This is a genomic window from Actinoplanes italicus (genome assembly GCF_003001815.1).
GTDB lineage: Bacteria > Actinomycetota > Actinomycetes > Mycobacteriales > Micromonosporaceae > Actinoplanes > Actinoplanes italicus.
The window spans coordinates 100321-127184 of the sequence record NZ_PVMZ01000018.1 but is presented as its reverse complement, the minus strand read 5'-3'; the positions used below and the strand labels follow the sequence as shown (position 1 = coordinate 127184).

Genomic DNA, 26864 nt, shown 5'->3' with positions numbered 1-26864 from the left:
ATGAAACGCTGGATAGCCGTCGGCGCCGCCCTCACCCTGGGACTGGCCGCCTGCTCCGACCCGTCCGCCGCCCCCGAGACGAGCACCGCCGAGGTGACCTGGCCCGCCCCCGACACCAAGCTCGACGGCGTCAAGCTGACCATCTGGGCCGCGCAGAACAGCAACACCGTCCCGAAGGCCGTCGTCGACGGGTTCCAGAAGGCCACCGGCGCGACCGTCGAGGTGGTCACCGTGCCGGACCCGTACGAGCAGAGCGTGCAGACCAAGGTCGCCACCGGTGACAAGCCGGACCTGGCGTTCTGGCAGCCGACCGCGTCGATGCTGACCGCGATCAACGCCCGGACCAACCTGCAGCCGCTCACCGGCGCGCCGTGGCTGCCGTCGCTGGACCCGGCGCTGCGCGACATCACCGGGCTGCTCGACCAGACCCGGTACGCCGCGCTGGTAACCAGCCCGGCGGTCGAGGGCGTCTACTACAACAGGGAGGTCTTCGCGGCGAACGGGATCACCGCGACGCCGAAGAACTTCGACGAGATGGTCAAGCTGGCCCGCGACCTGAAGGCCAAGGGCGTCACACCCTTCTACGAGATGGGCGCCGACCGCTGGGCCACCCAGTGGTGGGTTCAGGTGCAGCTCGCCGACGCGGCCAAGGCCGGGCTGTGGGACCGGGTCAACAGCGGTCAGGAGAAGTTCACCGACAAGACCATCCTGGACACGATCAAGACGTACCAGCAGCTCATCAAGGACGGCCTGTTCAACGCCGACATCAAGACGGCCAAATTCGAGGATCAGGGTACGGCTCTGCTCGACGGCAAGGCGGCCATGGTCGTGCAGGTGAACTCGTTCTTCGGACAGCTGCAGGCCAAGGCGGACACCGCGACGCTCGACTCCAAGGTGGGCTTCTTCCCGATCTCGCCGTCCGGCAACGTCGGCACCTTCATCCCGGACCAGTCGAACGCCCTGGTCGCGTTCAAGACCGGCGACGCCAAGCGCGAGGCCGCGGCCCGTCAGCTGCTCGCCTACTGGATGGGCCCCGGTTACCAGAGCTTCGTCACCGACCGCAACACGGTGTCGCTGCAGACCGCGGTGCCCAGCCCGGCCGGCGTGCCGAAGGCGCTGCTCGACGTGCACGCGTCGCTGCCCACCTCGGTCGGTTCCATGCAGGCCCTGGCCGTGGCCAACCCCGACCTCTACATCAATCTGGCGGACATGATCGCCGGCACCATGACACCCGAGCAGGTCGCCGTCGCGACCCAGGACCAGTTCGTCCAGCTTGCGAAGGCCGCCGGTTACTTGAAGTGACGATCCTGCAGAACGGTGCGCCGGGTTCCATCACCCGGCGCACCCACCCCCTCTGGTTCCTTCTTCCGGCGTACGGGCTGCTGCTCGTCTTCTTCTTCCTGCCGACCGTCTTCAACTTCGTGTACGCGTTCACCGACTGGTCGGGGTTCAAGGCGGCGATCAACCCGGTCGGCTTCGAGAACTTCGAGCAGCTGGTCTCGGACGGCACGCTGTTCCGGTCGCTGCGCATCACCATCGTGTACGCGGTGCTCGTCGCGCTCTTCCAGAACGTGTTCGGGTTCGGGCTGGCCGTGCTGCTGGAGCGCGACACCGCCGTCAACCGGATCGCGCGCACCTTCTTCCTGATCCCGGTGCTGATGTCCGCGCTCGCCGTCGGCTACATCTTCCAGGCGCTGCTCAAAGGCACCGAACTGCTCGCGCACACCACCTGGACGGTCGTGGTCGTCGCACTGATCCACGCGTGGAAGTGGATGGGCCTGTCCATGCTCATCTACCTGGCCGGGCTCAAGACGATCCCGCTCGACGTGATCGAGGCCGCGAGCATCGACGGCGCGTCGCGCCGGACGGCGTTCTGGCGGATCCGGGTGCCGCTGCTCGCGCCCGCGGTCACCTTCAACGTGGCGACCGCGCTGCTCGGGTCGATGAACGGCTTCGACATCGTGCAGGCCACCACCGGCGGCGGTCCGGCGCGTACCACCGAGATCCTCAACATCTTCATCTACCGGACCTTCGGCCAGGGGCTGTTCGCGCAGGCCACCACGATGAGCCTGGTGCTGTTCCTGCTGGTCGCGCTGATGGCGTTCCCGGTGATCTACGTGCTCCGCAAGCGTGAGGAGGTCCTGTGAGCCGCCGCCTGCAACCCGTGGCCGCGCTGCTCCTGGTCGCCGTGGTGATCGGCGTGCCGCTCTGGCTCGTCGTCGCGACCGCCGGCAAGTCACAGGGCGAGGCCGTCGACCCCGATCTCACGCCGCCGTCGACGTGGCATCTGTGGGAGAACCTGCGGCAGGTGTGGGTGGACGCCGACATCCCGGCGGCACTGTTCGGCAGCCTGCTGATCGTGGCGCCGACCGTGCTGATCGTGCTGATCCTCGGCTCGATGGCGGCGTGGGTGCTGGCCCGGCGCACGTCGCGGTTCACGGCGATGCTCTACGCGCTCGGGATCAGCGGGATCATCCTGCCGCCCGCGGTCGTCACGGTCGTGCTGCTGCTTCGGCAGCTCGGGCTGGCCGGCACGGCGGCCGGCATGATCGGCGTCTACGCAGGGATCTACCTGTCGACGGTGATCTTCTTCGTGACGGGCTTCGTCCGTACGATCCCGGAGTCCTTGGAAGAGGCCGCGCGGATCGACGGCGCCGGACCGATCGCGGTGTTCCGGCGTGTCGTGCTGCCGTTGCTGCGCCCGGTGCTGGCCACCGCGACGATCCTGATCTGCCTGTACGTGTGGAACGACGTCTTCTATGCGTTCTTCGTGGTCGGGGGCCGTCTGGACACCCTGCCGCTGAACCTGTTCCAGGTCGCGAGCGCGGGTCTCTACCTCAACAACTGGCACCTGATCTTCGCGTACGTGATCCTCATGAGCCTGCCGTTGATCGTCACGTTCGCGATCGCCCAGCGCAAGATCATCTCTGGCATCACGAGTGGCGCAGTTAAATAGGCTGATGTCGTGAAGAGAGACGTCTGGCCCCGGTCGATGTTCCGGCACGTCGCGCTGCTGGTCGTGGTCTCGCTGGCGTTGACCGTGGTCGTCGGCTTCGTGCTGTGGCTGTTGCTGGCGAAACCCGACCTGGCGACGACGACCCCGCCGGCCACCGGACCCCGGCCGTTGACCGCCGCCGAGCGGCTCGACAGTCTCAAGCTGGCGCTCGCGGTCGTCGCCGGGATCGGCGGCATCGTGGCGCTGACCGTCGCCTACCGCAAGCAGCGGCAGGGGGAGGCGGCCGAGCGTCGCGAGGAGACGAAACTGTTCACCGAACGGTTCGTCAAATCCTCGGAGCAACTCGGCCACGACAGCCCGCGGGTCCGGGTGGCGGGCGCCTACGCGATGGCCGAACTCGCCGACGACTGGGCGTCGGGGCGGCAGATGTGCGTCGACGTGTTGTGTGCGTACATCCGCCTGCCGTACGAGACGGATGACGAGAGCGAACGCCAGGTCCGGTGGACCCTGTTCCGGATCATCCGGAACCATCTGCGCCCGGACCCGAAGTGGGGCCGGGTGAAGTGGTCGGACTGCCGGTTCAGCTTCGAGGGCGCGGTGATCGACGGCGCCGACCTCTCCAAGGTGCAACTCGATGCTCAGGGCAACATGAGCTTCTTCGGCGTCCGTTTCATCGGGTGGTTCGACTTCGCCGAGGCGCGCCTCGGCGGGGCGCCGGTGTGGTTCAACAGGGCCCGGTTCGAAAGCGGGGACGTGTCCTTCCAGGGTGCCGACTTCCGGGGCAGCCAGGTGGTGTTCGAGGCCGTCGAGTTCGCGGGCGGCATGGTGACGTTCGAGGGGCTCGAGGCCGATCCGGACTCGGTGATCCTCGACGGGGCGGCGCATACCGGCGGCGAGGTGGTCTGGGGCCCGCTGGCTGCGCTGCCGCGTCCGGTCCCGGCGCGACGGCGATTTCGGATCGGTCGTCGTGCCGGGCGGTGAGGGCCGCGAGGACATCCACGGCGACGGCGTTCAGGATCGGTGGGCGCGCAGGGCGGTGAGGACCGCGGTCACCTCCGGGCGCGGGGACGGCAGGCGGCGGACGGCGGCCGTGATGCGCCTGGTCACCGGCGGGTCGAGCGGGCGCGTGGCGACCCGGTACCGGTCGTCGACGGCCAGGCCGGGCAGCAGGGTGATCGAGCTGCCCTTCTCCACGTGCGCCAGTGCCAGCATGTAGTTGTTGAACCGGCAGATCACCGCCGGCTCGAAGCCCGCCTCCCGGCACAGGCGGGTGGCCAGCTCCGACATGTACGCCCCGGCCGCCTCGAACGTCCACCGCTGATCGGCGCACGCCTCCATCGGCACCGCCTCCAGCGCGGTCAGCGGATGCTCCGGCGGCAGAACCAGCACGATCTCGTCGGCGGCGATCGGCACCAGGTCGATCGCCGGGTCGAGTTCGGCGCCCGCGAAGTCGGTCGTCGTGATGATCACGTCGGCGTCGCCGCGGCGCAGCGCCGGCATGCTCTCGTGCGGCTCGAGCTCGTGCAGCACCACGGTCACGTCCGGGTGCAGCGCGGCCAGGCGGGTGACGCCCGGCTCGGCCAGGGTGTGCACGGCGCTGCCGAACGCCGCCAGGACCACCGTGCCGGCCGGTTCGTCGGCCAGACCGCGCAACTCGGCCTCGGCGGCGTCCATCCGGGCCAGGATCTCCCGGGCCCGGCCGGCCAGCAGCAGGCCGGCGGCGGTCAGCCGGACCCGGCGGCCGGTGCGTTCCAGCAGAGCCGTACGGGTCTCGCGCTCCAGGGTGGCGAGCTGCTGGGACACCGCGGACGGGCTCAGGTTCCCGCGCTGGGCGACGGCCCGGACCGTGCCGTACACGGCCAGATCAGCCAGCAGCCGCAACCGCCACGGATTCAGGGTCATGACCCGCGACTGTACGGCTCCGCTTAACAGCAACGACGAGAATGTGAGATGGACGTGATGCTCGGGCGGTTCCTAACGTCGAGGCATGACGGAAACCTTCTGGTCCGACGCCGAGCGTCACCTGGTCCGCTACATCGGCGCGAGCAGCTTCGTGCCGGAGATCATCGAGCGGGCCGAGGGCAGTTTTGTTCACACCGCCGACGGCCGCCGGCTGCTCGACTTCACGTCCGGGCAGATGAGCGCCATCCTCGGCCACTCGCATCCGGCCGTCGTCGACACCGTCCAGCGGCAGGTGGCTACCCTCGACCACATCTTCAGCGGCATGCTGAGCCGTCCGGTCGTCGACCTGGCCCGGCGGCTCGCCGAGTCGCTGCCCGAGCCGCTCAGCAAGGTTCTGCTGCTCACCACGGGCGCCGAGTCCAACGAGGCGGCCCTGCGCATGGCGAAACTGGTCACCGGGCGGCACGAGGTCATCGCGTTCGCCCGGTCGTGGCACGGGATGACGCAGGCCGCGGCGACCGCCACCTACAGTTCCGGGCGCAAGGGGTACGGCCCCGCGGCGCCCGGCAACTTCGCGATCCCCACGCCCGACGCGTACCGGCCGGACTTCACCACACCCGACGGCGAGCTCGACTGGCGGCGGCAGCTCGACTACTCGTTCCAGCTGTTCGACGCCCAGTCCGTGGGCAGCCTCGCTGCCTGCATCGTCGAGCCGATCCTGAGCTCCGGCGGCGTCATCGACCTGCCGCCCGGCTACCTCGCGGAGCTGCGCGACCGGGTCCACGCGCGAGGCGGGCTGCTGATCCTCGACGAGGCGCAGACCGGGCTGTGCCGGACCGGCGACTGGTACGCGTTCCAGCGCGACGGCGTCGTGCCGGACATCCTCACGCTGTCCAAGACACTCGGTGCCGGGCTGCCGCTCGCCGCCGTCGTGACCAGCCCGGAGATCGAGCAGGCCGCCCACGACCGCGGCTTCCTGTTCTTCACCACCCACGTGTCGGACCCGCTGGTGGCGGCGGTCGGCAACACCGTTCTCGACGTGCTCACCGCGGAGAGGCTCGACGTGCGTGCGGGAGAGCTTGGGGCGTACCTGCGTAAAGGTCTTCTCGAATTGGCCGAGAAGCATCCGGTGATCGGTGACGTGCGCGGCCGCGGCCTGCTGGTCGGCCTGGAACTGGTGACCGATCGGGAGACGCGGGTGCCGGCCGACGAGCTGGGCGCCGCGGTCACCCGGCGATGCCTCGAGCTGGGCCTGCACATGAACGTGGTCCAGCTGCCCGGCATGGGCGGCGTCTTCCGGATCGCGCCGCCGCTGACCGCGACCCCGGCCGAGCTCGACCTGGGCCTGGAGATCCTCGACGAGGCGATCAGCTCGGTCTAGCAGCCGCCGGCCGCTCGCGGTCCCCGTCCCCGTCCCCGTCCCCGCCCGAGAGTCACGAGCGTCCAACAAGCCGTTCAGCACCACCACACACCACGCAGGGCCGGCGTTCCACTCGCGTGGTGAGTTGTGGCTGGCTGGTGGGCGTAGGTCACCACGCAGGGCTGGCGCTTTACTCGCGTGGTGAGTTGTGGCTGGCTGGTGGGCGTAGGTCACCACGCAGGGCTGGCGCTTTACTCGCGTGGTGAGTTGTGGCTGGCTGGTGGGCGTAGGTCACCACGCAGGGCTGGCGCTTTACTCGCGTGGTGAGTTGTGGCTGGCTGGTGGGCGTAGGTCACCAGGCTGCTGCCGTGGGCGGCGGAGATGGCGGATCGGCTGACCGCGCTGTCGTGCAGCCACCTCATGACAGCCGGAGTCCATGGCTGAGGTGCGGCTGACGGCGCTGTCCCGGCCGAGTTTGATCGTCCGGCGGTGTCTCGCGCACGCTTCCCGGTCCGGTGTGATCGCCCGGCCGTGGGGAGCGCACCCTTCCTCGCGCGGGGAGCAGCCATATCACCGGGCCGGCCTCCGAAAACGGTCCGTGATGATCGTCCAGCACCGGGAAACGCGGTCGGCACCCCTCATGCGAGCCGGCGGCCACGACCACACGTCTCCGGTGAGCGGGACCGGACGGCGCCACAGGTCAGCCAGTCCCGCGACCGGGCTACGGCTGACGGGCTCGCACGAGGTAGGGCCGCGGCCTCGCATCCCGCGCCGGCAGCGTCCTATTCGCGGGGTGGCGCGGACAGCGGGTGACGTTCGTTGTCGCGGGCGGCCAGGCGGGCCAGCGCCCGCTGGTACTGCCCCGGGTTGATCTCGCCGGCGAGCAGTTGGCTGGCCAGCGCGCCTTCGAGGCTGGCGGCGATGTCGAGAGGCGCGGCGGGCTCCTCGCGGTCCGGCCACAGGGCGGCGCACGCGACCAGCAGGACCATGCCGAGAACGATGAGCAGAACAAGCATCGTGGCCACCTCCGTCGACGCACAGCATCGCCGGAGGTGGCCACGGTGGGCAGGGCCGAAAGTCCCTGGGGTCAGACGCCCGCGCGGTGCAGGTGGAGTTCCTGCGGCTCGTCCGGCACGTCGGTGACGCCGGCGGCGACCGCCTGCTCGTGCCGCTTGTGCGCGGACGGCAGGAGCAGGGCCGCGACGATCGCGAGGACGGCGACCCCGGTGCAGACCCAGAAGCCGTCGGTGAACGCGGCGTCGGTCGGCAGTCCCTGCGGGGTGGTGTTCGAGGTGATGACCGCGGCGACGACGGCGGTGCCGATGCTGCTGCCGATGGTCCGGGCGATCGAGTTGACGCTGGTGGCCTCACCGGTCTGGGACGGCGGGACGCTCTCGATGATCGCGTTCGACATGGCGGCGAACGCGAAGCCGATGCCCGCGCCGGTGAGCAGGCCGGACGCCAGCACCTGCCAGATCTCGCCGTGCCCGAGGGCGGGGATCGCGAACGCGCCCACCACCAGGACCGCGCCGAGGAACATGGGCAGCTTCGGCCCGTACTTCCGGTTCAGGATGCCGGCGATCGGGCCGAAGACCACCATCATCACGACCGTGGGCAGCAGGAACAGGCCCGCCTCGGTGACCGACTTGCCGAACCCGTACCCGGTCACCTCGGGCAGTTGAAGCAGTGTCGGGACCAGCAGGAACGTGCCGAACATCGCAAAGCCGAGGATCAGCGCGACCAGGTCGGTGGCCCAGACGCCGCGGATGCGCATCAGCTTCATGTCGATCAGGGGCTCGGAGACCCGCAGCTCGACCAGCACGAACACGACCAGGCCGATCACACCGGCGGCGAGCAGGCCGATCGTCTTCGCCTCGCCCCAGCCCCAGGCCTGGCCCTTGCTGATCGCCAGCAGCAGGCCGACCAGCGACAGCGACAGGATGGTCGCGCCGAGGATGTCGAGCTTGCCGGGCGTGCGTACCGGCGACTCCTTCATGCCGAAGATCGCGCCGACCAGGGCGATGACGACCAGCGCCAGTGGCAGCCAGAACAGCCAGTGCCAGGACAGGTGCTCGACGATCGGGCCGGCGGCCACGATGCCGATGCCGGCCCCGACGCCGAAGATCGCCGAGATCATGCCGACCGTGGTGGCGACCCGTTCGCGGGGCAGCTCGTCGCGGACCATGCCGATCGACAGCGGCATCATCGCGCCACCGGCACCCTGCAGGATGCGGCCGATGATCAGGACGGTCAGGTTGGTGGCGAGCGCCGAGACGACCGCGCCGACCGCCAGGATCGACAGGACGACGATCAGCATCTTGCGCTTGCCGACCATGTCGCCGAGGCGTCCCAGGATCGGTGTGAGGACCGAGGCGGACAGCAGGTAGGCCGTGACGATCCAGCTCACGTCGCTGGTCGACACGTTCAGCTCGTGACCGATCGTGGACAGCGCGGGCGAGACCAGGGACTGCAGGCACGCGAACGCCAGACCGCCCAGGGCCAGGTAGAGCACCAGCAGGCCGCCGCCCGTGCTGCGAGTTTCAGTGGTCGGTGTCATCGGTTCCCCGAACCTAGGAGTAAACGCTTGCTGACTTATTATCGGCGTCACTCCCGCGATATGAAGTAAACGGTTGCTTACATCACAGCATTCAAGGTCGTGATCGGGGATGGTGCTCCGGGAGGTCTTCGGGCAGCGGCGGCCAGGACGGGTCCGGGCGGAAGTCGCACCAGGTGCCGTCGAACGGGAACGCGCCCGCCTCGGCCAGAGCGATCAGATCCTTGCCGGCCCGGCGCACCCGCTCCTCGTCGTGCACCCAGTACGACTCGGGCATCGCGAGGCGGGTGGTGAGCTCCTCCTCGTCCTTCCAGCGCCAGGTGCGGTCGGGTTCGACGACCACGTCGAGGTCCCAGTCGGAGGTGTCCAGGCCGGCGGTCGCGCCGGTCCGCCACGGCACCGAGGGGGCCTCGAGGTTGCCGTACCAGCGGAAGAACCTGCCGTCCGGGCGGAAGAACCATCGGACCGAATAATCCCGGCCGTACGGGACCCAGCTGAGCGTCCCGTGCTCGACGGTGTGCGACACCGGCACCCGCGTGGCCGCCGACCATTCCGGGAGCGGTGTCTGTGCCAGTCCGCGCCCGTCCGGCATGTTGAACAGCCAGCCCCGCGTGCCCGCCGGCGCCCAGAGCAGCACGGCGTCGTCGTGGGCCTCGACAACCCGGTAGGGAAAGATCAGCGCTGGGCGATCGCGCTGGAAATGCCGCAGGCGGATGGTCTCACCGGGAACGAACTCCACGGAAGGCATGAGATCAGGCTAGATCAATCAAGAGTCAGTCGTACGCCCGTCAAGCTCACGTACCACGCGGAGTCGGTGAAGCCCGGCCCGGTCTCCGGGCCGATGTAGGCGTCGAGGTGCTTCGGCCCGCCGAGGCCGGGCGTGAACTCGTCGGTGATCTCCCAGTCGGCGTCGCGCAGGGCCGTGCACACCGCCTGCGGGGGTGCCGACCCGTCGTCCTGGCTGCCGCACCCGGCGATCGTGAACCGGGTACCGCGCGGCAGCACCGTGGGGTCGGCGGCCGCCGACACGAACGGCACGAGCGTGCCGCCGTCACTGGTCCGCGGCGCGGTGTCCAGCCAGAAGCCGACGTCGTACGACCAGTTGAGATACCGCCCGGACGAGGTGCGCCCGGTGCCCTCGTCCCGGACCGCGTCGACGAACCCGGCCGGGTAGGTGCCGAGATCGTCGTCGCCGTTCGTGCACTCCAGGCGGGGACATCCGGTGACCGGCGTCGGATCGCCGTCGTGAAACCGTTCGACCGCCGTGTAGTACACCGTGATCTCCCATCCGGTGCTGGTCCGCCGGCCCGGAGTCCTCGTCGCCGTCGTCGTCCCCGTCCCCGCCGTCGTCCCCGTCGTCGCCGGGACGGAGCCCGGCGAGGTCTCCGGCGACGGTGGGGGTGCCGTCGCCGAGGAGGGAATCGGCGCCGAGGAGGCAACCGGCGCGGGGGAGGGCTCCACTCGCGGCGGAGCCGTCCCGCACCCGGCCGCAGCGGTCACGGCGGCGAGGACGAGGCAGATACGCACTGAGCAGAGCATGCCACCGGCTATCCGGCCGCGGGCAGTTCCGGCAGTTTCGGCTCCGGCGGGCCGCCGGCCTCCTCAGCCTCGTCGGCCGGTTCGTCGCGGACCCACACGTGCTGCGGCGGAAGGATCACGGTGGCGCGGCGGTCCATGGGGCTCGCCTCGGGGAAGGCCAGGATTTTGAACTTCGGCATGGCCGTAGGCATCGGCACCGTGCCCACCCTGCTGAGGATTTCCGTCGCCGTGCGCGCGTGGACCGGCTTCGACAGCCTGAGCGGGATGGACACGCTCCGCGTGCCGCAGGCGCCCGTTCCGGAGGCGGCCTACGAAAGGCCGGCGGTCGACATCGGTGCGTGCGCTGCGATTCGCTGAGTCCGGGGGTCGGCGAGCAGGCGCCCGCCGAACCGATCTCGTACGGTGAGTAGCTGACGAACTGCGGCACGAACCCCGTCATCCACGGCACTCTATTGAATACGCCGGCGGGTTCTCGCGCAGAGGCCGGACCGCGGCCGGGACCGGAGCGCCGGCCGGGACATAGCGGGCCGTGAACGCGCCGTAGTAGCCGAACAGCGGGCCGAACCTGCGGTTGGAGACGTCGACCCGGATCCGGAACATGCCGGCCCGCTCGTCCCAGAACTCGTGCACCTCGGCGTCGCCGGTCACGGCGGACGGGCAGGCGACGCCGCCGCGGAAGGTCTGCCGGGTGCTGCGGATACGCAGGCCGCCGCGCCCGTCGACGGAGACGTCCAGATCGACGGCGAGATGCTGGGTGGTGCCCAGGTAGTCGATGATCACGTTGCGGTCCGCGTCGTGGACCATCGTGGCGTCGAAGCGGCGGCGCCGGTGTGGCCGGACCTGGAAGGTGCGCACGAACGTGAGCGTGGGCCGGCCGTACCCGTCACGGTAGGCGTAGTTCTCGATGGTGAACCCGACGTCGGTGCCGGTCTCCGGGAACAGGATGTGCCGCAGCGTGCCGAGCTGCAGGAACGGCAGCGTGAACGGCCCGCCACGCCACACCCGGTACATCACCCCGGAGCCGACGCAGCCCTGGTCGCGTTCGCCGTCGACCCCGAACCGGCGTTGCATCCGCGGGTGCAGCCGGTCGAAGTCGTCACCGAGAGCCTTCTCGAACACCGAGGTCATCGCTGGTCATCCTTTGCGGGTCGGCGGCGGCATCGGCGTGCCGCCGGGGTGAGTCGATGCGGGGGTACGCCCAGAGCCAGCGCCACAGCCGTGACGACCACCGGCCACCGCCCGTCGAGCAGGACGGCGCCGGCGACCAGCGCCGCACGGGCCAGCACCTCGGCGGTGGCGTGCAGCAGGGCCCGCTCCGGGGTGATCCGGTGCTCGAGCCACAGCCGGAGGCGATCGAACGACCAGGCGGTGGCCCAGCCGAACACCGGCCCGAAGGCCAGGTCGATCAGGCGGCCGGCGCGGCCCCAGCGGGTGCGGTAGGCGTACCCGGTGAGGAATTTGATCCCACCGGGAACCGGGACGTATCGCCAGTAGCCGGACCCCTCGCGGATCGGTGATCTGGGGTCGGCGGAGCCGAACCGCAGTGACGAGACCGCCCCGCCGCCCGCCCGCCGCTCGCCGGTGTGCACTCCGTATCCGGCGATCTCGACGCCGGGCAGGACGGTCGTGGCGTAGGTGAACTCGGCGGGCGCCGTGCCGGGCACGGGATCGATGCGGCCGAACCGCGCGTCCCAGCGCGGGTGCCGCTCGTGGTCCTGGGTCGCGGCCCACACGTCGTCGAGTGGTGCGGCGATCGTCGTCTCGACGTAGATCCTGGCCATGCCCGCATGCCTCCCCAGCGATTTGAGCGTGTGCTCAATCTAGCCGGTTTTGAGCGGTCGCTCAAGTCCGTTCAGGGTGCTCTCCAGCAGCGGCAACGCCCGCAGCACCTGCCGGGAGCGGATCAGCGAATCCCACAACGGTTCGAACTTCTTCCACCCGCCCGCGTACGCCAGATGCCGCCACCGCCCCGCGCCGGACTTCGTGGCGGCACCCCGCCAGATCGCGCCCCACCGGTAGAAGTCCCGGTACGCCCGCCAGTACCCGGCCTCCAGCTGCACACCGGTCATGCCCTTCGGCCGGTACACCACGTGCCGGGTGTCGTAGCGGTCCCAGTCGGTGTGCAGCAGCCGGTCGTCGGCCTCCATCCGCCGGAACAGGGCGGTCCCCGGATACGGCGTCATGATGTGGAACGTGGCGGTCTCCAGGCCGTTCTCGACCGCCCACGCCACGGTCCGGTCGAAGACGTCCGGCCCGTCGCCGTCCATGCCGAACACGAAGCTCGCGTTCACCATCACCCCGGCGTCGTGCAGCCGCCGCGCCACGGCGCCGTAGTCGCGGCCGATGTTCTGTCGTTTCCGCTGCTCGGCCAGGTTGGCGTCGTTGATCGTCTCGAAGCCGACGAACATGCTGCGCAGCCCGGCGTCGACCGCCTTCTCCAGCAGCCCCGGCCGCAGGATCGCGTCCACCGTGCTCGCCGCCTGGAACACCCGGCCCATCCCGGCCATGCCGTCGAACAGCGCCTCGGCGAACCGCCGGTTGCCGAGCAGATGGTCGTCGAGGAAGTACAGATGCCGGCCCGGCAGCCGTTCGATCTCGGCCAGCGCGTCGTCGACGAGCTGGGTGTAGAACGACTTCCCGCCCTCGAAAAAGGCGTCCTTGTAACAGAAGTCGCAGTGGTGCGGGCAACCCCGGGACACCACGATCGAATTGGGTACGAGGTAGCGCTCGCGCCGGATCAGGTCCCGCCGGACCGGCGGTAACCCCTTCAGCGTCCGTTCGGTGGAGACGTAACGCTTCTCGGCGGACCCGCGGCGGAAGTCGTCCAGGAAGCGTGGCCAGGTGTCCTCACCGGGCCCCAGGAAGATCGCGTCGGCGTGCGCGGCGGCCTCCTCCGGCAGCGAGGTTACGTGCAGGCCGCCCAGCGCCACGAACACGCCTCGCTCCTGGTAGGCGTCGGCCAGCTCGTACGACCGCCGCGCCGACGTGATGTACACCTGGATCACGACGAGGTCGGGCCGATCGTCCGCGACCACGTCGTCGATGCGCTCGACGTGCTCGTCGAGGATCCGCACCTCGTCGTCGTCACGCAGGTAGGCGGCCAGGGTGGCCAGCCCCAGCGGCGGGAAGAGCGAGTACTTGATCGGCCGGAACAGCGGGCTGGTCGCCTCGGTCAACGCGGGCAGAATCATCGTGACACGCATGAAGGTGACGCTAGGAACCGGTTGTGGAGATTCGGTGTGCCCGCCGTGGAGACTCCGCCGGAATCCGCCGGCGGCCGGACGTGCGGGAACGGCGGATGATCCACTCGGCGACGAGCACGTTGATCAGCCAGCCCAGGATCAGCGTGGCGGCGCGGCTGGCCGCCGTGAGCTCACCGGCGGCGGCCAGCACCGGCGCCTGGGTGAAGAACTGCGTCCCGGCGCCCATCCCGACGGCGTACCCGCGGATCATCCACGCCCGGTGAGTGGTGAAGTCGCGGCGGAGGACAGCCAGGAGACCGAGGATCAACGACATCAGCATGTACGTCACGACGGCCACCCGCGTACCCGTCAGCACCACACTGTCCACGTCGGTCCACGGCAGGAACAGGGTCAGCCACAGCCCGCTGAGCGCCGCGACGATCCCGGCCGGCAGCACGATCCGCCCGGCCACCCGGTGCCAGCGGCGACGGCCGCGGCGCAGCGACGGCGCGAACTGGAACGCGCCCAGGACACCGAAGACGGTGACGCTGACGATGTGCGCGATCAGGGCGACCGGCGCCTGGGTGACCCGGTCGTCCGGGAACACCTCGGCGGCGCCGGCCATCTCGGACAACCGCAGCGCACCGGCCACGGACGGAACGAACGCGAGGACCACGAGCCCGGCCGGGATCAGCCAGTTCGACGACTTCTTCATGCCCTCGATGCTCGCCGCCGGCGCGGTCGTGCTCATCGGTGCGCGGGCCCGGCTCGTACCGGCCGAAAGTGCGGGACGACAGCCGTACTTGAGGCCAATCCGGGGCGTGGTCGCGCTGCGTAGGATCGGGTCGTGCGTGAATGGTCGCTGTGGGCCGAGTCCCGTCCGCCGGGCCCGCCGGGCCGTGGTCCGCGTGACTGGGTGCTGACCGGTGTGCTGATGGTCGCGGTGCTGGCCGAGGGACTGCTGCGGCCGGACGTCCCGGCGCGGGTGGCGACCGTGGTCATGACGCTGGCGCTGATCCCGGCGCTGCTGTGGCGCCGGGAGCGGCCGCTGCTGATGGTCGTGATCGTCTTCGGGGTCAGCTGGGTGGTTCCGCTGTTCACCGGTCACCAGCCCGAGCTGATCTCCGGCGCGTTCGTGCTGCTGCTGGCGTACTCGCTGGTCAGGTGGGGTTCTGGCCGGGAGATCGTGGCCGGCGTGGCGCTGATCCTCGGCAAGATCGGGATCAGCGGGCTGACCGGCGCGATCCCGCTCAGCGAGGTGATCGCCGGTTTCCTGCTGATGTGCACGCTGTTCGCGCTGGCGGCGGCCATGCGGTTCCGGGGCCGGCTCCGGGCGCGCGAACTGGACCAGGCGAAACTGCTGGAACGCGAGCGGCTGGCCCGCGACCTGCACGACACCGTGGCCCACCACGTGTCGGCCATGGCGATCCGGGCGCAGGCCGGCATCGCGGTGTCGCGGACCAGCCCGGACGCCGCCGTCGACGCGCTGCGGGTGATCGAGGCCGAGGCGGTCCGCGCGCTCTCCGAGATGCGCACCATGGTCCGGGCGCTGCGCGGCGGCGACCCGGCCGACCTGGCGCCCAGCCCCGCCGTCGCCGACCTGGCCGAGCTGGCCGGGCCGTCGCCGGAGGGCCCGCGCGTGGACGTGGAGTTCACCGGCGACCTGCGGGACCTGCCACCGACCCTGGGGACGGCGATCTACCGGCTGGCCCAGGAGTCGGTGACGAACGCCCGGCGGCACGCCCGGCACGCCACCCGGATCGGGGTGCGGGTGCACGGCGGCGACGCCATCGTCCGGCTGCGGGTCAGCGACGACGGCGACGGCGGCCCGGTCCGTTCCGGCGGGTTCGGCCTGGCCGGCATGCGGGAACGCGCGGCCCTGCTCGGCGGCACCTGCGACGCCGGCCCGGACGTCACCGGCGGCTGGACCGTCACCGCGACCCTGCCCAGGAGCCTCACGTGACGGTACGGGTGGTGGTCGCCGACGACCAGGAGATCGTCCGCACCGGACTCACGATGATCCTCAACGCCGAGCCGGACATCGAGGTGATCGGCCAGGCCGGCGACGGGCTGCGCGCGGTCGAACTGGCCCGCCGGCTGCGGCCGGACGTGTGCCTGTTCGACATCCGGATGCCCGGCGTGGACGGCATCGAGGCCACCCGGCGGCTGGCCGGACCGGCCGTCGCCGACCCCCTCGCGGTCGTCGTGATCACCACGTTCGACCTGGACGAGTACGTCTATGCCGCGCTGCGCGCCGGAGCCCGCGGGTTCCTGCTCAAGGACGCCGGATCGGCGCTGCTGGCACAGGCCGTGCACGCCGCGGCCGCGGGCGACGCGCTGATCGCCCCGAGCGTCACGACCCGGCTGCTGAAGGCGTTCGCCGGCTCCGGTCCGCCCGCTCCGGCCCGGCAGCCCGTCGACCCGCTGACCGACCGTGAGGAGGAGGTGCTCGGCGCAGTGGCGCGCGGGCATACCAACACCGAGATCGCCGCCGAGTTCCACATCAGCCTGAGTACGGTGAAGACGCACGTGGCGAGCCTGATGGCGAAGATCGGGGCGCGGAACCGGGTGGAGATCGCGATGTGGGCGTACGAGACCGACCGCCTGCGGTCCAGATGAGGAGCAGACCGTGACGACCACTCTGGACCTGACGGTGTTCCGGGCGCTGAGTTTCGACTGTTACGGCACGCTCATCGACTGGGAGGCCGGCATCGCCGCGGTCCTCGCGCCCTGGGCCCGCGAGCAGGGGCTGGACCTCAGTGACGAGGAGCTTCTGCGGGCGTACGGCGATCACGAGGCCGCCGTCGAGCGGCAGACCCCGGCTCCGCTCTACCCGGACGTGCTGGCGGAGGCGTTCCGCCGGACAGGCGCCCGGTTCGGCCGCCCGGTCGGCGAGGAGCAGGCGCGGCTGCTGGGCGCGTCGGTGCCGGACTGGCCGGCGTTCCCGGACTCCCCGGACGCGCTGGCGCGGCTCGCCCGGCACTACCGGCTGATCATCGTCTCCAACGTGCACCGGGCCGGTTTCGCGGGCAGCAACGAGCGGCTCCGCGGCGACTTCGCGGCGATCATCACAGCCGAGGACGTCGGCGGCTACAAGCCGGGCGACCGGCACTTCCGGGCGCTGGAGGCGGCACTGCCCGGCCTCGGCGTGTCCCGTGGCGAGTTGCTGCACGTCGCGCAGAGCCTGTTCCACGACCACGTGCCCGCCAGGCGGGATGGCCTGCCGTCCGTGTGGATCAACCGCCGGCACGACCGGCCCGGCTGGGGCGCCACCCCGGAGCCGGACGAGGAGTTCGGCTACGACCTGGAGTTCGGGTCGATGGGCGCCTTCGCCGACGCCGCCGACCAGGCCTTCGAGAGGAGGCGCGGGTGACACCGGAGCGGGTCGCCACGATCGACTACCACACCGGCGGGGAGCCGTTCCGGATCGTGCCGGACCCGCCGGTCGCGATCGAGGGCCGGACGGTCGCTGAACGCCGGATGTTCGCGCAGTCCGACCCGGCCGTCGACCGGTTGCGCCGGATCCTCTGCCACGAGCCGCGCGGGCACGCCGACATGTACGGCGGTCTGCTCGTCCCGCCGGACGACGACGGCGCCCGCCTCGGGGTGCTCTTCTTCCACAAGGACGGCTTCTCCACCGCGTGCGGGCACGGCACGATCGCGCTCGGCGTCTGGGCGGTGAGGTCCGGGCTGGTCGGCGCGCCCGCCGACGGCGTGGTGGAGGTGCCGGTCGACGTGCCGTCCGGCCGGGTCACCGCACGCGTGCACACGACCGGCGGCCGGGTGAGCGCCGTCGACTTCGTGAGTGTGCCGTCCTATCTGGTCGCCGAGGCGATCACGGTCCGCACCGCACGTGGACCGGTCCCGGTGGTGGTCAGTTACGGCGGGGCGCTGTACGCCCAGGTGGAGGCGTCCGCCGCAGGGCTGTCGGTGACGCCCGGGCACCTGCCCGAGCTGATCGCGCTCGGCCGGCAGGTGAAGGCGGCGCTCGCCGGGCATCCGGCGGCGCGGCACCCGAGCGACGAGCGGCTGTCCGGGATCTACGGCACGATCGTGTTCGACAAGCTCGGCGGCCCGGCACATCAGCGCAACGTGACGATCTTCGCCGACGGCGAGGTGGACCGCTCGCCGTGCGGGTCCGGCACGGCGGCCCGGGTGGCGACGCTGGCCGCGATGGGCGCGCTCGCCCCCGATCAGGAGCTGGTGCACGACTCGATCGTCGGATCGCGGTTCGTCGCCCGCTACGCGCCCGGGCCCGAGGTGGTGCCGGTGATCACCGGGATGGCGTACCCGACCGGCGAACACGTCTTCCTCGTCGACCCGGCCGATCCGATGACCCCCGGATTCGTGCTGCGATGATCCCCTATCTGTCCGCCGAGCGGGTGTTCGCGCTGCTCCCGCCCGCCGACGCGGTCGCTGCGATCGAGGACGCCCTGCGCGCCGGCCTGGATCCGGCCGCCGGGGTGCCGCGCAGCGCGGTGCCGATGCGGCACGGGTCGATGCTGCTGATGCCCGCCGAGTCGGCCGCGCACGCCGGCGTCAAGCTGGTCACGGTGGCGCCGGGCAACGCGGGGCGCGGGCTGCCCACGATCAGCGGCGTCTACGTCGTCTTCGACGCGGGGACCCTGCGGCCGGTCGCGGTTCTCGACGGCACGGCGCTGACCACCCTGCGTACGCCCGCCGTGTCCTTCGCCGCGGTCCGGCGGTTCCTGCCGCCCGCGCCACGAACGGTCGTCTTCGGTGCCGGTGCGCAGGGCGGGGGACACGCCGCCACGCTGCGGGCCCTGGCCCCGGCCGCGTCGGTCACGGTCGTCACCCGTAGCAGTCCGGTGCCGGTGGAGGCCGCATTGCGCGACGCCGACCTGGTCGTCTGCGCCACCACCGCCCGGGAACCGCTCTTCGACTCGCGCCTGCTGAACGACCGGGCCGTGGTCGTGGCGGTCGGTTCGCACGAACCCGACGCGCGCGAGGTCGACTCCGCGTTCTGTGCCCGCGCCACGGTGATCGTCGAGGACCGGGCCACCGCGTTGCGCGAGTGCGGTGACGTGGTCCGTGCCGTCGCCGACGGCGTGCTCGACCCGGAGCGGCTGGTCGGCATCGCCGAAGCGGTGGGCGGTGCCCCGGTGCCGGACGGTCCGGTGCTGTTCAAGGGCTCCGGGATGGCCTGGCAGGATCTCGTGGTGGCCGAGGCCGTGCTGGCACGGGGCGAATAGGTCTGAAACGGCCCGCAGGGATCGGTGCCGGGCGATCATGGAGTGATGAGAGCGGCGACAGTCGTGCCGTCCGGGGTCGAACGCACCTTCGACGAGGACGAGATCATCGTCACCAAGACCGACACCAAGGGCGTTCTCACGTACGCCAACAGGGTCTTTCTCCGGGTCTCGGCTCTGACCGAGGCCGAGGCGATCGGCAAGCCGCACAGCCTGATCCGGCATCCGGAGATGCCCCGCGCGGTGTTCAAGCTGCTCTGGGACAGTCTTAAGGCCCGGGAGGAACTGTTCGCCTACGTCGTCAACCTGGCCTCCGACGGTGCGCACTACTGGGTGCTGGCGCACGTGACGCCGTCGCTGAACGAGCACGGCCAGGTGGTCGGTTACCACTCCAGCCGGCGCAAACCGGAACGGGCCGCGGTCGCCGCCGCGCAGGAGGTGTACGGCCGGTTGCGGGCCGAGGAGCGCCGGCACGACAACGCCAAGTCGGCGCTGGACGCGTCGTGGGCGATGCTGCAGTCCCTGCTGGACCAGAACGGCCAGACCTACGACCAGTTCGTCTGGGAACTCACGAACGCGAGCGCGGTGTGATCCGGCGCGGGCGGGGTGGCGACGCGCCGGAGCAGCCGGTCGGTGAAGCGCTGGCGCAGATCGCCCGGGTGTGCGAGTCGGCGGCGGCCGGCGACTTCGAGCAACGGGTTCCACGGATCGGCGAGGAGGCCGACGCCGAACGGGCCCGCGACGCGGTCAACAGCCTGCTCGACGTGACCGACGCGTTCATCCGGGAGTCGGGGGCGGCGCTGGCGGCGGCCGCCGAGGGGCGGTTCCACCGGCGGTTCCTGACTCGGGGCATGCGTGGTGCGTACCGGAACGCGGCCGAGCAGATCTCCCAGTCCAGCGGCCGGATGAGCGAGGACGCCGAGCGGGTCGAGCAGGCCGCGCAGGCCCGGCTGCAGCTCGCCGACGAGCTGGAGTCGGCGGTCCTCACGGTGTCCGAGCAGGTGGCGACCGCGGCGACCGAGATGGGATCGTCGGCGAACGGGCTCGCCGACTTCGCCCGCAACGCCGTCGGCAGCGCCGAGCAGGGCCTGACCACGGTGACGCAGTTGCGCAGCTCGTCGGACCAGATCCGCCGGGCCGTCGACCTGATCAACGCGGTGGCGGCGCAGACCCGGTTGCTGGCGCTGAACGCCACCATCGAGGCGGCCCGTGCCGGGGAGGCGGGACGCGGTTTCAGTGTGGTCGCCAGCGAGGTGAAGACCCTCGCGACCGAGACCAGCGCCTCCAGCGAGGAAATCCTGGCCCAGGTCAACACGGTCCAGCATGCGGCCGGGGACGCGGTGCGGGTGCTGGAGGAGGTGACGGCCAGCATCCGGGAGATGAGCCGCCTGGTCGACGGGATCGCCAACGCGGTGGACGGCGGGCCGGGGGCGCTGGAGGGCCAGGCCGGGCTGGCTCAGCTGGCCGAGGTGCTGCGCGGTGAGGTGAACCGGTTCGTCAGCACGGCCCGTCAGTAGAGCCTTCAGTTGCCGCCGGAGTCGGCCCGCATCCACATCCAGGCCGCCGCGATGACGATCAGCACCAGGACCGCGACGAACCGGAACAGCCCGAATCTGGTGCTGCGCATCTTGCTCCGCAGTCCGGGAAGGTCGGTGTTGGCCTTCTTGTAGCCCGCGAGAGCACCTTTCCTGCCGTCGATGTGGCGGGCCAGGCGCATCCCCACGAAGAGCGCGATGGCCACACCGAGGATGAATCCGCCCATCCACCCCTCCTCAGACCCTTGATCAGCCTTCCCGCGGCAGAGGTGCATGTCAATGCGCCGATCCGCCGGTACGTTCCGGCAAATCCCCTCGCGGAGGGACCGTCGATCGGCGGGGGTCACCCCGCCGATCGACGGTAATCTCTCCCGGATTCGTGCCCCGGAGGTGTTCTTTCACAGGAGCTTCACAGGGTCTGCCGTGGGATTCCCCTTGCCCGGCCGGAACCATGCCGGCCACATCTTCAGGGGGAACGGATGACAGACGTGCGGAGCGGCCGCCGGCGATCGCGCTGGCCTGCTGTCGGCGTCGCGATGGGCGCGCTCGTGCTCACCGGCGCCGGGGTCTCGGCGGCCGAGGCGGCCACGGCTCAGCCGGCGCTGACCTTCGTGGCGGCGACCAGGTCGGTGACGGCCGAGCGGTACGTCAGTGGCGACGAGGTCTACCTCTCGTTCGACCTGGGCCTGCACGTGATCGCCGGCAAGGACGCCTTCGAGATCCGGGCCCGCCGCACCGGCTACGACAAGCCGATCACGGCGCACCGCACGGTCGTCAAGAAGGGCAAGAAGAGCCAGGTCGCGCTGCCGGCCGGGACCGTCAAGGACTTCACCGGCCTGGCCGACTTCACCACGATCACCATCAAGAACGCGGCCGGCAAGGTCGTCACCTCGTACAAGACGTCGTTCTGCGGCAACTCGTACAGCTCGGCCCGGACCCGGCGCGACGCCCCGGCGACCAACCCGTACCCGACCCGCTGCGGTGGCGAGAACCCGTTCACCCTCGGCGCGGTCTGGGGTGTGCAGGCGGGCTGGAACGCGGCCGTCGCCGACCAGCCGGCCACGTCCGCCCCGCTGGCCAAGCTCACGCCTGGCAAGTACACGGCCGAGGCCACGATCGCGCCGAAGTATCGCAAGATGTTCGGCGTTCCCGACCGTAACGCCACGGCCAAGGTCGCCGTCACCGTGGTCGACGCGAAGGTCGACGAGGAGGGGCTCGCAGCGGCCCGGACCAGGGACGCCCGTGAGGAGCCGGCGATGGCTCAGCAGGTGGCCGCCGCCGGGCACGACCGGCACGCCGAGGAGGGCGACGCGAGCCGTCAGGTGTCGTCGTTCCGGCCCGAGTTCCGGGCCGCCGCCGGCCGCCCGGCCACCCTCGCGGCCGCGCCCAAGGCCGGCCCGAAGCCGGACCTGAAGTCGCTGCCGGCCTGGGGCATCTCGCTCTCCCAGGAGAACCGCAAGTGGTACGTGAACTTCGGCGCCACGGTCTGGAACGCGGGTTCGTCGCCGCTCGTGGTGGACGGCTTCCGGCGTACCGGCACCGAGCTGATGGACGCCTACCAGTACTTCTTCGATGCCAAGGGCAAGCAGGTGGGCTCCCGCCCGGCCGGCACGATGGAGTGGGACGACCGCGACGGTCACAAGCACTGGCACTTCACCGACTTCGCGCAGTACAACCTGCTCAAGGCCGACCAGAAGTTCGCGGTGCGCTCCGGCAAGGAGGCGTTCTGCCTCGCCAACACCGACGCCGTCGACTACACGGTCAAGGACGCGAAGTGGCGGCCGGACAACACCGACCTGTCCACGTCGTGCGGCGCGAACACCGTCGTGGCGGTACGTGAGGTGCTCGACATCGGCAACGGCGACACCTACTCGCAGGACCGTCCGGGCCAGTCGTTCGACATCACGAACCTTCCGAACGGCACCTACTACATCCAGGTCGTCGCGAACCCGGCCAAGCGCCTGTCCGAGCTGAGCACGGCCAACAACACCGCACTGCGCAAGATCGTGCTCGGCGGTACGGCCGCCCGGCGGACCCTGTCGGTGCCGAAGGTGTACGGCATCACCGGCTGATCCAGCCCGGTGGTGGGGGTGTTCCCGCCGGTCGGCGGAGAGGCCGCTCGGCGGGGACACCTTAGGGTGCGTACGGCAAATTGATCGATTGCGGCGGGGCGGGTGTACGTGATCCGGGTGGTGGTCGTCGACGACGAGGCACTGGTGCGGTCGGGTTTCCGGCTGATCCTGAACGCGGCGCCGGACATCGAGGTGGTCGCGGCGACCAGTGGCGGGGGAGCGTTCGACGCGGTCGGCGAGCACCGGCCGGACGTGGTGCTGGTCGACATCCGGATGCCGGACGTCGACGGGCTCACCGTCCTGGGCCGGCTGCGTGAGCTGCCCGACCCGCCGGTGGTGGCGATGCTGACCACCTTCGACGCCGACGAGTACGTGCTCAAGGCCCTGCACCTGGGCGCGGCCGGGTTCCTGCTCAAGGACACCGAGCCCGAGCACCTGGCCCAGCTGGTGCGCACCCTGGCGATGGGCGGGGTGGTGATGTCACCGAAGGCGTCGCGGACCCTGCTGCGCAGCCTCCCGCGGACCGAGGAGATCGCCGGCGACCCCGCCGGGACGCGCGTCGAACGCCTCACCGACCGGGAACGCGATGTGCTCGTACTGCTGGCCGAGGGTCTGTCGAACGCCGAGATCGGGGTGCGCCTTCACCTCGGCACCGGCACCGTGAAGGACCACGTCAGCGCTCTGCTCACCAAGCTGCGGGTTTCCGGCCGGGTGCAGGCGGCGTTGCTCGCCCAGCGGGCCGGCCTGCTGGACGCCCGGCCGTGAGGGCCCGGCTCTCGCGCCTGCCGTCCTGGGTCGTCGAGGTCGCGCTCATCGCCGTGTCCGCCCTGGACATCTGGGTCGACCTGTGGAGCGACCACCCAGCGGCCGTCGCCTCCGGTGCGGTGGCCTGTGCCGCGCTCGCCCTGCGGCGGCGGTTCCCGCTGCTGGTCGTCCTGCTCACCGTACCGGCGGCGCTGCTCGAGGCGGCGCTGGTCGCGCCCTGCATCGCCCTCTACACGCTGGCCGAACGGTCCCGTGACCGGCGGCTGCTCGCGATCTGCGTGGTGCTCGCCTCGATCGCGTCGGCGGCGCCGTCCCCGTTGAAGGACGACGACGCGCCGTTCGGCGACAGCGTGATCTTCTTCGTGTACGCCCTGGCCACGGTGGTGCTGCCGGTCCTGCTCGGCCAGCTCGTGCAGACCCGGCGCGAACTGTCCGGGCGGCTGGAGGAGATCGAGGAGGTCAAGGAGCACGAGCGGGTCCTGCACGCCCAGGCCATCCTGGCGCAGGAGCGCGCGCAGCTGGCCCGCGAGATGCACGACGTCGTGTCGCACCAGGTCAGCCTGATCGCGGTGCAGGCCGGGGCGATGCAGGTGTCGGCCGCCGACGACGACACCCGGGAGGCGGCGCGCACCATCCGGTCGCTGAGCGTCGGTACCCTCGACGAGCTGCGCACCATGGTCACTCTGCTGCGTGCGTCCGGCGACGACATCACCCAGCTGACCCCGCAGCCCACGCTCGCCGACCTGTGCACGCTCATCGCCAACAGCGGCATCGACGTCTACCTCACCGGGGATCTGGGACTCGCGGTCGGCACGCCGCGGCAGAGGGCGATCTATCGTACGGTCCAGGAGGCCCTCACCAACGTGCGTAAGCACGCCCCCGGCGCCACCGCGACGGTCGACCTGTGGCACGACGGCAAACACGTCGGCGTGACCGTCGTCAACGGCCCGCCGACCCGTCCGTCACTGCCGCTGCCCGGCGCCCACCAGGGCCTGATCGGTCTTCAGGAACGTGCCGACCTGCTCGGCGGCACGCTCGAGTCCGGCCCGACGGAGGACGGCGGCTTCCGGGTCAGGATGCGGCTGCCGATCGACGTGGACTGAATACGGCCGGTCATCGTGGCCAGTGACGGACCGCCGGCCAGGCACCAGATCGCGATCACCGGGTCGCAGATCGCGCAGCCCAGCGACGAGTTGTGGTCGAACGGCAGGATCGGCTCGCCGCGCAGGTGGTGAACCACGTCCCAGGCGGTGTGCAGCAGCCAGCCCAGCCCGATGAACCGCCAGGACGTCAGGCCACGGTAGGCGACCAGCGTCATCACGGTGGTGAACAGCAGCTCGCCGGGGCCGAACCCGCCGCCGCTGAGGTAGGCGGCGCCCGCGCCGGCCACCACGATCGCGTTGAACGGACGGCGGTGCCGATCCGGGAGCAGCGAGCTCAGGACGACGAAGACCACCCCGATGAGCAGGGGAATCACAACAGACATGCCCCGAACCTAGGGATCCTTCCGGAACCGGCACAGTGGCCATCGAGCCGTACCCCAACGGGTTCTGGCCATGCAAGAAGTTTCCAACAAATTCATAAGGCCACTTCAACGACCTCTTCGGTACGCGTGTTACCGCTCCCAGGAGCATCGATGGTGGCGTCCGTCATTGACCGAGTTCTCTTCGCGCGCAAGTCTTCTGCAGAAATTGGCTGACTTGTTCTTGCAGTCACAGCAAGATCTTGCGATCACGGAGGGTCAACCATGGAACGGCGACGACGAACCGCCGCACTGGCGGCGGCAGCGACCCTGGCGCTCGTGCCGGTGACGGCGGGCCCGGCCCACGCGGGTCCGGCCCACGCGGGTCCGGCCCACGCGGATCCGGCCCACACGGGCGGCCTGCGCGCCGGACAGGTCTACAGCTCCTTCATCGTGACGCCGCAGCCGGGCGCCACCATGACCACCCGGGCGCTCGAAGCGGGCGGGGGAGTGGACGCCGTGCGCATCCTCGCCACCGGTGGCGAACTGCTGCGGGTCAGGAAACCCCTGCCGGCGGCCGAGGCCCGCGCGTGGATGGAGCGGATCGCCGCCACACCCGGCGTCGCCTCGGTCGAACCCGACCTCACGGCGACCCGCACGTCGACGCCCGGCGACCCGCGCTACGGCGAGCAGTGGCCGCTGTGGCAGGTGCACCCGCAGACCGGCACGGCCTTCCGGGTCGACGACGCCTGGGACACCGGCGCTGACGGCGAGGGTGTGACAGTGGCCGTCCTCGACACCGGCATCCGCCCGCACGCCGACCTGGCGGCGGCCCTGGTGCCCGGCTACGACTTCATCGCCGACCCGGCCAACACCGCCGACGGCGACGGCCGGGACGCCGACGCCCTCGACCCCGGCGACTGGAACGACGAGGGCGACTGCGGCGCCACCGCGTTCTCGCCGAGCAGCTGGCACGGCACCCACATCGCCGGCATCATCGGCGCCGCCCGCGACAACGACCTCGGCATCGCCGGCATCGCCCCGCACGCGAAGGTGCAGCCGGTCCGGGTCCTCGGCACCTGCGGCGGCCAGGATTCCGACATCGCCGACGCGATCGTGTGGGCGGCCGGCGGCCAGGTCCCCGCAACACCCGCCAACCCCACCCCGGCGCAAGTGATCAACATGAGCCTCGGCGGTTACGGCCCGTGCGGCCCGACCATGCAGGCCGCCGTCGACAAGGCCGTCTCCCGCGGCGCCACCGTGGTCGTCTCGGCCGGGAACGCCGCCGACGACGCCGCGAACTACCACCCCGCCAACTGCGACGGTGTGCTCACTGTCGGGGCCACCGGCGACGACGGCTACCTGGCCTCGTACTCCAACCACGGCGACACGGTCGAGGTGGCCGCCCCCGGTGGCTGGGGCTACTGGCGCGACAACGACCCCTCGCACCGGATCCTGTCGACCGTCGACGCCGGAGCCCGGGGGCCGGCCGGAGACTCGTACGCCGTCATGCGCGGCACCAGCCAGGCCGCCGCCCACGCCTCCGGAGCGGTGGCGCTCCTCCTGTCCCGCCGTCCCGGTCTTACGCCCGCACAGGTGGGTGACCTCCTGCGGCGCAACGCCCGTGCGCTTCCCCTCGGCGGCGGCTGGTACAACAGCCCGCACCCGATCGGCGGCGGCCTCATCGACGTCGCCCGCACCCTCCACGACGCCACCGGCACACCCGGCGGCGAGTGCACGGTCTGCACCGGCGTGGCCACGATCATCGACATCACCGTTCCACCGGACACCCCCGGAACCGTGCACCTGGCCGGCGACCTGTCCCGGCTCGGCACCGGCGCCCCCGACTGGGACCCGGGCACGGTCCGGGCGATGCGCTACGTCCGCACCTCCTGGGACGGCACCCACACGCCCGCGTGGCGCGTCCAGCTCGCGGGAACGACCCCGGGAGTGGCGCTCGGCTACAAACTCACCCTCGGTGACTGGCCCCGGGTCGAGAAGGCCCGTGACTGCACCGAGACCACCGACCGGACCGTGACCCTGCCCGAGGACGGAACCCTGTGGGCGTACGCCACCGTGGACAACTGGAACGGCGTCACGCCGTGCACCTGAGCCTCCACCGCGTCCGCAGCACCTCGACCCAGCGGCGGCGGGCGCACACGGAACTGCTGCGTGTGCAGCCCCCGCCGCTATCACGACGGTCAGCGTCCGCGGACGCGCTGCATGTGCGCTCACCGCCGCTGTTCACGGCCGTTCACGACGTCGAAAGCACACGACTCGGCCCGGCGTGCGCTTCTGGCGCCGCGCGAATTGGTTCTCCGGCGACG

Annotated in this window: 29 protein-coding genes; 17 read left to right on the top strand and 12 right to left on the bottom strand. The window is 71.0% G+C overall.

Features of this window, described 5'->3' with window-relative positions:
• Genes CLV67_RS35390 through CLV67_RS35375 form a run of 4 tightly spaced genes read left to right on the top strand, consistent with a single transcriptional unit; the run spans position 1 to position 3937 of the window.
• A complete protein-coding gene (locus tag CLV67_RS35390) occupies positions 1 to 1302 on the top strand; it encodes an ABC transporter substrate-binding protein (protein ID WP_106326378.1) in 1302 nt (433 codons plus the stop codon).
• Positions 1299 to 2147, top strand: a complete 849-nt coding sequence (locus tag CLV67_RS35385; protein ID WP_170154116.1) for a carbohydrate ABC transporter permease — start codon at positions 1299 to 1301, stop codon at positions 2145 to 2147. Before CLV67_RS35390 ends, CLV67_RS35385 begins: the two co-directional genes overlap by 4 nt.
• On the top strand, positions 2144 to 2956 hold the full coding sequence (locus CLV67_RS35380) for a carbohydrate ABC transporter permease (protein ID WP_106326375.1): 813 nt from the start codon (positions 2144 to 2146) through the stop codon (positions 2954 to 2956). The genes CLV67_RS35385 and CLV67_RS35380 overlap by 4 nt, the downstream gene beginning before the upstream one ends.
• 9 nt (positions 2957 to 2965) lie before the next feature.
• Positions 2966 to 3937 carry a pentapeptide repeat-containing protein gene (locus tag CLV67_RS35375; protein ID WP_146169412.1) on the top strand — a complete coding sequence of 324 codons (972 nt, stop codon included), beginning with the start codon at positions 2966 to 2968 and terminating at the stop codon, positions 3935 to 3937.
• A 30-nt stretch (positions 3938 to 3967) separates the two neighbouring features.
• Here the strand turns inward: CLV67_RS35375 and CLV67_RS35370 are convergent, their stop codons facing one another.
• Positions 3968 to 4858 (bottom strand): LysR family transcriptional regulator, encoded by an 891-nt coding sequence (locus CLV67_RS35370; protein WP_106326371.1) that lies wholly within the window; start codon positions 4856 to 4858, stop codon positions 3968 to 3970.
• A gap of 85 nt (positions 4859 to 4943) precedes the next feature.
• Between CLV67_RS35370 and CLV67_RS35365 the strand changes: the two genes are divergently transcribed.
• Positions 4944 to 6239 carry an aspartate aminotransferase family protein gene (locus tag CLV67_RS35365; protein ID WP_106326368.1) on the top strand — a complete coding sequence of 432 codons (1296 nt, stop codon included), beginning with the start codon at positions 4944 to 4946 and terminating at the stop codon, positions 6237 to 6239.
• 761 nt (positions 6240 to 7000) lie between these two features.
• On the opposite strand, the gene CLV67_RS35360 is transcribed toward CLV67_RS35365, so the two are convergent.
• From CLV67_RS35360 to CLV67_RS52195, 5 genes are all read right to left on the bottom strand, one after another.
• The gene (locus CLV67_RS35360) at positions 7001 to 7234 is read right to left on the bottom strand and encodes a hypothetical protein (protein ID WP_146169411.1); all 234 of its coding nucleotides are present in this window, start codon (positions 7232 to 7234) and stop codon (positions 7001 to 7003) included.
• A gap of 71 nt (positions 7235 to 7305) precedes the next feature.
• Positions 7306 to 8775, bottom strand: a complete 1470-nt coding sequence (locus CLV67_RS35355) for an MFS transporter (protein ID WP_106326364.1) — start codon at positions 8773 to 8775, stop codon at positions 7306 to 7308.
• Positions 8776 to 8866: 91 nt separating this feature from the next.
• Positions 8867 to 9520: a ribonuclease FAU-1 family protein gene (locus tag CLV67_RS35350; protein ID WP_106326362.1), complete on the bottom strand. Its 654-nt coding sequence runs from the start codon at positions 9518 to 9520 to the stop codon at positions 8867 to 8869.
• A gap of 14 nt (positions 9521 to 9534) precedes the next feature.
• Entirely contained in the window at positions 9535 to 10299 is a 765-nt protein-coding gene (locus tag CLV67_RS35345; protein WP_239166377.1) for a hypothetical protein, read from the bottom strand.
• Between the two features lie 20 nt (positions 10300 to 10319).
• Positions 10320 to 10490 carry a hypothetical protein gene (locus CLV67_RS52195; RefSeq protein WP_170154115.1) on the bottom strand — a complete coding sequence of 57 codons (171 nt, stop codon included), beginning with the start codon at positions 10488 to 10490 and terminating at the stop codon, positions 10320 to 10322.
• On the opposite strand from CLV67_RS52195, the gene CLV67_RS35340 reads away from it, so the two are divergent.
• Positions 10489 to 10668 carry a hypothetical protein gene (locus tag CLV67_RS35340; protein WP_146169410.1) on the top strand — a complete coding sequence of 60 codons (180 nt, stop codon included), beginning with the start codon at positions 10489 to 10491 and terminating at the stop codon, positions 10666 to 10668. The two genes, CLV67_RS52195 and CLV67_RS35340, sit on opposite strands and share 2 nt — an antisense overlap.
• 78 nt (positions 10669 to 10746) lie before the next feature.
• Here the strand turns inward: CLV67_RS35340 and CLV67_RS35335 are convergent, their stop codons facing one another.
• The 4 genes from CLV67_RS35335 to CLV67_RS35320 are packed head-to-tail and all read right to left on the bottom strand — an operon-like array spanning position 10747 to position 14244.
• Complete coding sequence (locus CLV67_RS35335; RefSeq protein ID WP_106326358.1) at positions 10747 to 11439, bottom strand: DUF4166 domain-containing protein; 693 nt, start codon at positions 11437 to 11439, stop codon at positions 10747 to 10749.
• Positions 11436 to 12092, bottom strand: coding sequence for an SRPBCC family protein (locus CLV67_RS35330; protein ID WP_106326356.1), 657 nt, complete (start codon positions 12090 to 12092; stop codon positions 11436 to 11438). Before CLV67_RS35330 ends, CLV67_RS35335 begins: the two co-directional genes overlap by 4 nt.
• A gap of 39 nt (positions 12093 to 12131) precedes the next feature.
• Positions 12132 to 13514, bottom strand: a complete 1383-nt coding sequence (locus tag CLV67_RS35325; protein WP_106326354.1) for a B12-binding domain-containing radical SAM protein — start codon at positions 13512 to 13514, stop codon at positions 12132 to 12134.
• Positions 13515 to 13524: 10 nt separating this feature from the next.
• Entirely contained in the window at positions 13525 to 14244 is a 720-nt protein-coding gene (locus CLV67_RS35320; protein ID WP_106326352.1) for a DUF2306 domain-containing protein, read from the bottom strand.
• Between the two features lie 96 nt (positions 14245 to 14340).
• On the opposite strand from CLV67_RS35320, the gene CLV67_RS35315 reads away from it, so the two are divergent.
• Genes CLV67_RS35315 through CLV67_RS54425 form a run of 7 tightly spaced genes read left to right on the top strand, consistent with a single transcriptional unit; the run spans position 14341 to position 20220 of the window.
• The gene (locus tag CLV67_RS35315) at positions 14341 to 15456 is read left to right on the top strand and encodes a sensor histidine kinase (protein ID WP_239166378.1); all 1116 of its coding nucleotides are present in this window, start codon (positions 14341 to 14343) and stop codon (positions 15454 to 15456) included.
• Positions 15453 to 16112 carry a response regulator transcription factor gene (locus CLV67_RS35310; protein ID WP_106326350.1) on the top strand — a complete coding sequence of 220 codons (660 nt, stop codon included), beginning with the start codon at positions 15453 to 15455 and terminating at the stop codon, positions 16110 to 16112. The genes CLV67_RS35315 and CLV67_RS35310 overlap by 4 nt, the downstream gene beginning before the upstream one ends.
• 10 nt (positions 16113 to 16122) lie before the next feature.
• Positions 16123 to 16866 carry an HAD-IA family hydrolase gene (locus tag CLV67_RS35305; RefSeq protein WP_203737160.1) on the top strand — a complete coding sequence of 248 codons (744 nt, stop codon included), beginning with the start codon at positions 16123 to 16125 and terminating at the stop codon, positions 16864 to 16866.
• Positions 16863 to 17852: a proline racemase family protein gene (locus tag CLV67_RS35300; protein ID WP_106326348.1), complete on the top strand. Its 990-nt coding sequence runs from the start codon at positions 16863 to 16865 to the stop codon at positions 17850 to 17852. The genes CLV67_RS35305 and CLV67_RS35300 overlap by 4 nt, the downstream gene beginning before the upstream one ends.
• Positions 17849 to 18706, top strand: coding sequence for an ornithine cyclodeaminase family protein (locus tag CLV67_RS35295; RefSeq protein ID WP_106326346.1), 858 nt, complete (start codon positions 17849 to 17851; stop codon positions 18704 to 18706). Before CLV67_RS35300 ends, CLV67_RS35295 begins: the two co-directional genes overlap by 4 nt.
• A gap of 45 nt (positions 18707 to 18751) precedes the next feature.
• Positions 18752 to 19294, top strand: a complete 543-nt coding sequence (locus tag CLV67_RS35290; RefSeq protein WP_106326344.1) for a PAS domain-containing protein — start codon at positions 18752 to 18754, stop codon at positions 19292 to 19294.
• Positions 19291 to 20220, top strand: a complete 930-nt coding sequence (locus CLV67_RS54425) for a methyl-accepting chemotaxis protein (RefSeq protein ID WP_275414915.1) — start codon at positions 19291 to 19293, stop codon at positions 20218 to 20220. Before CLV67_RS35290 ends, CLV67_RS54425 begins: the two co-directional genes overlap by 4 nt.
• A gap of 5 nt (positions 20221 to 20225) precedes the next feature.
• On the opposite strand, the gene CLV67_RS35280 is transcribed toward CLV67_RS54425, so the two are convergent.
• A complete protein-coding gene (locus tag CLV67_RS35280; protein ID WP_106326342.1) occupies positions 20226 to 20465 on the bottom strand; it encodes a hypothetical protein in 240 nt (79 codons plus the stop codon).
• Positions 20466 to 20717: 252 nt separating this feature from the next.
• On the opposite strand from CLV67_RS35280, the gene CLV67_RS35275 reads away from it, so the two are divergent.
• From CLV67_RS35275 to CLV67_RS35265, 3 genes are all read left to right on the top strand, one after another.
• Positions 20718 to 22310 (top strand): lysyl oxidase family protein, encoded by a 1593-nt coding sequence (locus CLV67_RS35275; RefSeq protein WP_106326340.1) that lies wholly within the window; start codon positions 20718 to 20720, stop codon positions 22308 to 22310.
• Between the two features lie 108 nt (positions 22311 to 22418).
• On the top strand, positions 22419 to 23075 hold the full coding sequence (locus CLV67_RS35270) for a response regulator (protein ID WP_203737163.1): 657 nt from the start codon (positions 22419 to 22421) through the stop codon (positions 23073 to 23075).
• On the top strand, positions 23072 to 24178 hold the full coding sequence (locus tag CLV67_RS35265) for a sensor histidine kinase (protein ID WP_203737161.1): 1107 nt from the start codon (positions 23072 to 23074) through the stop codon (positions 24176 to 24178). The genes CLV67_RS35270 and CLV67_RS35265 overlap by 4 nt, the downstream gene beginning before the upstream one ends.
• On the opposite strand, the gene CLV67_RS35260 is transcribed toward CLV67_RS35265, so the two are convergent.
• Positions 24079 to 24561 (bottom strand): DUF6010 family protein, encoded by a 483-nt coding sequence (locus CLV67_RS35260; RefSeq protein WP_106326338.1) that lies wholly within the window; start codon positions 24559 to 24561, stop codon positions 24079 to 24081. The two genes, CLV67_RS35265 and CLV67_RS35260, sit on opposite strands and share 100 nt — an antisense overlap.
• A gap of 261 nt (positions 24562 to 24822) precedes the next feature.
• Here CLV67_RS35260 and CLV67_RS35255 point away from each other — a divergent pair, with 261 nt between their 5' ends.
• Positions 24823 to 26649 carry a S8 family serine peptidase gene (locus CLV67_RS35255; RefSeq protein ID WP_106326336.1) on the top strand — a complete coding sequence of 609 codons (1827 nt, stop codon included), beginning with the start codon at positions 24823 to 24825 and terminating at the stop codon, positions 26647 to 26649.
• Positions 26650 to 26864: the final 215 nt, after the last annotated feature.

Bases quoted from the DNA above. Each gene is read 5' to 3' on its own strand.
- CLV67_RS35360 (WP_146169411.1), bottom strand. From the start codon at position 7,234: ATGCTTGTTCTGCTCATCGTTCTCGGCATGGTCCTGCTGGTCGCGTGC.
- CLV67_RS52195 (WP_170154115.1), bottom strand. From the start codon at position 10,490: ATGCCGAAGTTCAAAATCCTGGCCTTCCCCGAGGCGAGCCCCATGGAC.
- CLV67_RS35365 (WP_106326368.1), top strand. From the start codon at position 4,944: ATGACGGAAACCTTCTGGTCCGACGCCGAGCGTCACCTGGTCCGCTAC.
- CLV67_RS35355 (WP_106326364.1), bottom strand. From the start codon at position 8,775: ATGACACCGACCACTGAAACTCGCAGCACGGGCGGCGGCCTGCTGGTG.
- CLV67_RS35390 (WP_106326378.1), top strand. From the start codon at position 1: ATGAAACGCTGGATAGCCGTCGGCGCCGCCCTCACCCTGGGACTGGCC.
- CLV67_RS35280 (WP_106326342.1), bottom strand. From the start codon at position 20,465: ATGGGCGGATTCATCCTCGGTGTGGCCATCGCGCTCTTCGTGGGGATG.
- CLV67_RS35290 (WP_106326344.1), top strand. From the start codon at position 18,752: ATGAGAGCGGCGACAGTCGTGCCGTCCGGGGTCGAACGCACCTTCGAC.
- CLV67_RS35320 (WP_106326352.1), bottom strand. From the start codon at position 14,244: ATGAGCACGACCGCGCCGGCGGCGAGCATCGAGGGCATGAAGAAGTCG.
- CLV67_RS35255 (WP_106326336.1), top strand. From the start codon at position 24,823: ATGGAACGGCGACGACGAACCGCCGCACTGGCGGCGGCAGCGACCCTG.
- CLV67_RS35370 (WP_106326371.1), bottom strand. From the start codon at position 4,858: ATGACCCTGAATCCGTGGCGGTTGCGGCTGCTGGCTGATCTGGCCGTG.
- CLV67_RS35350 (WP_106326362.1), bottom strand. From the start codon at position 9,520: ATGCCTTCCGTGGAGTTCGTTCCCGGTGAGACCATCCGCCTGCGGCAT.
- CLV67_RS35335 (WP_106326358.1), bottom strand. From the start codon at position 11,439: ATGACCTCGGTGTTCGAGAAGGCTCTCGGTGACGACTTCGACCGGCTG.
- CLV67_RS35325 (WP_106326354.1), bottom strand. From the start codon at position 13,514: ATGCGTGTCACGATGATTCTGCCCGCGTTGACCGAGGCGACCAGCCCG.
- CLV67_RS35275 (WP_106326340.1), top strand. From the start codon at position 20,718: ATGACAGACGTGCGGAGCGGCCGCCGGCGATCGCGCTGGCCTGCTGTC.
- CLV67_RS35340 (WP_146169410.1), top strand. From the start codon at position 10,489: ATGGCCGTAGGCATCGGCACCGTGCCCACCCTGCTGAGGATTTCCGTC.
- CLV67_RS35295 (WP_106326346.1), top strand. From the start codon at position 17,849: ATGATCCCCTATCTGTCCGCCGAGCGGGTGTTCGCGCTGCTCCCGCCC.
- CLV67_RS35260 (WP_106326338.1), bottom strand. From the start codon at position 24,561: ATGTCTGTTGTGATTCCCCTGCTCATCGGGGTGGTCTTCGTCGTCCTG.
- CLV67_RS35330 (WP_106326356.1), bottom strand. From the start codon at position 12,092: ATGGCCAGGATCTACGTCGAGACGACGATCGCCGCACCACTCGACGAC.